Here is a 3573-nt window from a genome sequence, read left to right on the forward strand (position 1 = left end):
CCCGCCGCACGATCCTCTCCGGTAACGCGGTCAGCTTCATCGCTGCCGCCGTGCTCTACGTCCTGGCTGTCGGCCAGGTCCGCGGCTTCGCGTTCACTCTCGGTCTCACCACGATCCTCGACGTCGTCGTGGTGTTCCTCGTGACCTGGCCGCTGGTGTTCCTGGCCTCGAAGTCGAAGTTCTGGTCCAAGCCGAGCGTGAACGGTCTGGGCGCAATCCAGCAGGTGGCCGACGAGCGTCGCCTCGTTGCCGCGACCGCTGCGAAGGAGGCGTGACGATGACCGACACGACCACGACGACGGCCGCACCGCAGCACAGCCTGCTGTCCCGTCTGTACACCGGCACGGGTGCCTTCGAGATCGTCGGCCGCCGCAAGCGGTGGTACATCGTCACCGCGGTGATCGTGCTCATCGCCCTGCTCAGCATGCTGCTGCGCGGATTCAGCTGGGGTATCGACTTCGAGGGTGGCACCCGCATCCAGATGCCGGTCGTGGCGGGCGTCTCCGTCGACGACGTCGAAACCGTCTTCAGCGACACCATCGGCTTCGAACCCGAAGCGGTGCAGACCGTCGGCGCCGGCGACGGCGCGACGGTGCAGATCCGGTCGGAGACCCTCGACGTGGAGCAGGTCGCGCAACTGCAGACCGCGTTGTTCGAGGAGTTCCAGCCGGCAGGTCCGGACGGAGTGCCGTCCCGAAACTCGATCAGCGTCGCGGACGTCAGCGAGACGTGGGGAAGCCAGATCACGAACAAGGCGCTCCTCGCGCTGGTGGTCTTCCTCGTCATCGTGAGCATCTACATCACCGTCCGATACCAGCGGAACATGGCGATGGCGGCGATCGCGGCGCTGTTCTTCGATATCGTCGTCACGGCGGGGGTGTACTCGCTCGTCGGCTTCGAGGTCACCCCGGCGACCGTCATCGGTCTGCTCACGATCCTCGGCTTCTCGCTGTACGACACGGTCGTCGTCTTCGACAAGGTCGAGGAGAACACCCGAGGCATCCTGCACCTGCACCGCCGCACCTACGCGGAGCAGGCCAACCTCGCCGTCAACCAGACGCTCATGCGCTCGATCAACACCACCGTCATCTCGGTGCTCCCGGTGCTCGCGCTCATGGTGGTCGCGGTGTGGCTCCTCGGTGTGGGCACGCTCAAGGACCTCGCGCTCGTCCAGCTGGTCGGCATCGTCGTCGGTACCTTCTCCTCGATCTTCTTCGCGACCCCGTTGCTGGTTACCCTCGAGGAATGGCGTGGTCCGGTCGCGAAGCACACCCGCAAGGTGCTCGCCAAGCGGGAGGAGGCCGCCGCCCGCGCGGCGAAGGCCGGAACGACGGCCGGGTCGCAGGCCGCAGGCACGCGCGATCCCCGGATCGTTCCGCCGGCCCCTGCCTCCGGTGCCCTGCCCGACCGGGCGACGATCCGTCGCGGCCCCGCCCCCGGAGCGCGACCTACCGGAAAGCGCGCCAAGAGAAGGTCGTGACATGGCGGTGACCGAGCGGAACGACCCGACGACGAGGCGGTCGCCGAGGCGCCGCGGCACGCTCCTCGCGTGTGCAGCGGTGGCCTCGACGCTCGCGTTCTCCACCGTGGCGTGCGGCACGGAGGAGGAACCGCTGCACTCGATCGGGTACGCGATCGACAACACGGTGACGACCTACAACGCGAACACCGTCGACGGTGCCGCCTCCGGCGCGCGCCAGGCGTTCGCCCGGGTGCTGCCCGGATTCGGTTACGTCGGCCCGTCCGGCCGGGTCATCGCGGACACCGACATCGGAACGGCCTCGGTCGTGCCGGGCGAAGGTTTGACCGTGCAGTACCGGTTGTCCCCGGACGCGGTCTACTCCGACGGCGTGCCCATGTCCTGCGACGACCTCGTCCTCGCCTGGGCGGCGTCGAGCGGCCGGTTCACCGCACCGGACGAAGCCGGGAAACAGGTTCCGCTCTTCGACGCCGCCCATCGCGGGGGCTACGCCGACATCGACCGGGTCGACTGTCGGCCCGGTTCGAAGGAGGCCACCGTCGTCTTCCGGCCCGGCCGCGAGGACACGAACTGGAGGTCGCTGTTCTCGGCCACCGAGCTGATGCCGGCGCACGTGGCGGCGGGCCGGTCGGGGGTGGCCGATCTGGTCGGGGCGATCACGACGAACGACACCGACGCCGTCCGGCGCATCGCGGAGTTCTGGAACACCGGCTGGTCTCTCACCCCGGGTGAGATCGACCCGGCCCTCTTCCCGTCCGCGGGTCCGTACCGTATCGAGTCGTACACGGCCGAGGACGGTCTGACGCTCGTCGCGAACGAACGGTGGTGGGGGAACGCCCCGGGCACCGACCGCATCGTCGTATGGCCGCGCGGGTCCGACGTGTCCGCGGCGGCGGAGGACGGCCGCATCCACGTGGTCGATGCCGCCGAGGGATCCGTCGGCCACAGCAATCTCGGCGACGGCGCCGAGGTCTCCACGGTCGTCTCGCGCAATCTCGAACAACTGGTGTTCGCCACGAGCGGGGTGTTCCAGGACCCGGCGGCGCGTCGCGCCGTCGCCCTGTGCGTGCCGCGGACGCAGTTGTTCGACGAGCTCGGCGCCTCCGACGAGTCGGGCGGCGTCACCGGTCCGATCACGTCGAGGCTCCTGGCGCCCGATTCGCCGTTGTACCCGCAGACCGCGCCGTCGGCCGAACGTTACGCCGAGGTGGACATCGATGCCGCCCGTTCGGAACGCGAGGCGTCCGGTCAGGACCGGATGCAGGTCCGTATCGGATATCTCGGGCCGGACGACCGGCGCGCGCGCACTCTGGAGCTGATCGGCGAGTCCTGCCGCGAGGCGGGCATCGACATCGTCGACGCCGGCTCCGACACGTTCGCGCCGTCGCAGCTGCCGGCCGGGGAGGTGGACGCGATCCTCGTGGGTACCGCCACCGCGGCGGGTGCCGGTGGCACCGCGGACATGGAGGACGCGCGCGATGCGCTGCACTCCGGTGCCGGCAGCAACGTGGGTGGTTACTCGATCGGGCGCGTCGACGAACTGCTCGACGGGCTGCTCGTCGCCCGCGACAACGCCACCGTCGCCGGGCTCGCGACCGAGGCCGAACGCATCCTGTGGGGCGATGTCCCCACCCTGCCGCTGTTCGCGCAGCCCCGCACGATCGGGTTCGCCGCGGGAATACACGCCGGGGTACCGAACCCGACGACCGCGGGTGCGGGCTGGAACATGGATCGGTGGATACTCAGAGGATGAACGCTCAACGGATCGGCGAACCGCGGCTCGTCGAGGAAGCTGCCGCAGCCGTCGCCGGACACACCCGATGGGTCGACGACTTTCCGTCCACGGGTGTCCGGTTCGCCGACCTGACGCCGGTCTTCGCCGACGGCCCGTCCTTCTCGGCGATCATCGCGGCCCTGTCGTCCGTGGCACCCGACGCCGAACTGGTCGCCGGGATCGATGCGCGTGGTTTCCTCCTCGGGGGTGGCATCGCCCGGACCCTCGGTGTGGGGGTTCTCGCCGTCCGGAAGGCCGGCAAGCTCCCGCCGCCCGTGCAGACCTGCGAATACCGTCTCGAATACGGCACGGCGGCAAT

2 protein-coding genes and 2 pseudogenes are annotated in these 3573 nt (G+C 69.6%); all 4 read left to right on the top strand.

The window, feature by feature from the left end; all coding sequences use genetic code 11:
• Positions 1–275, top strand: a pseudogene (locus R1101_RS27470) (protein translocase subunit SecD); the annotation flags it as partial.
• A 2-nt stretch (positions 276–277) separates the two neighbouring features.
• Positions 278–1480, top strand: a complete 1203-nt coding sequence (gene secF, locus R1101_RS0118615) for a protein translocase subunit SecF (protein ID WP_232284785.1) — start codon at positions 278–280, stop codon at positions 1478–1480.
• A 1-nt stretch (position 1481) separates the two neighbouring features.
• Entirely contained in the window at positions 1482–3233 is a 1752-nt protein-coding gene (locus R1101_RS0118620; protein ID WP_016934854.1) for an ABC transporter substrate-binding protein, read from the top strand.
• A pseudogene (locus R1101_RS0118625) lies at positions 3230–3573 on the top strand (adenine phosphoribosyltransferase); the annotation flags it as partial. The gene R1101_RS0118620 and the pseudogene R1101_RS0118625, both read left to right, overlap by 4 nt.

The organism is Rhodococcus sp. R1101 (genome assembly GCF_000278445.1).
Taxonomy (GTDB): Bacteria; Actinomycetota; Actinomycetes; order Mycobacteriales; family Mycobacteriaceae; genus Rhodococcus; species Rhodococcus gordoniae.

What these genes read in the sequence shown, in the direction of transcription:
- secF (WP_232284785.1), top strand. Translation starts at nt 278, where the DNA reads ATGACCGACACGACCACGACGACGGCCGCACCGCAGCACAGCCTGCTG.
- R1101_RS0118620 (WP_016934854.1), top strand. Translation starts at nt 1,482, where the DNA reads ATGGCGGTGACCGAGCGGAACGACCCGACGACGAGGCGGTCGCCGAGG.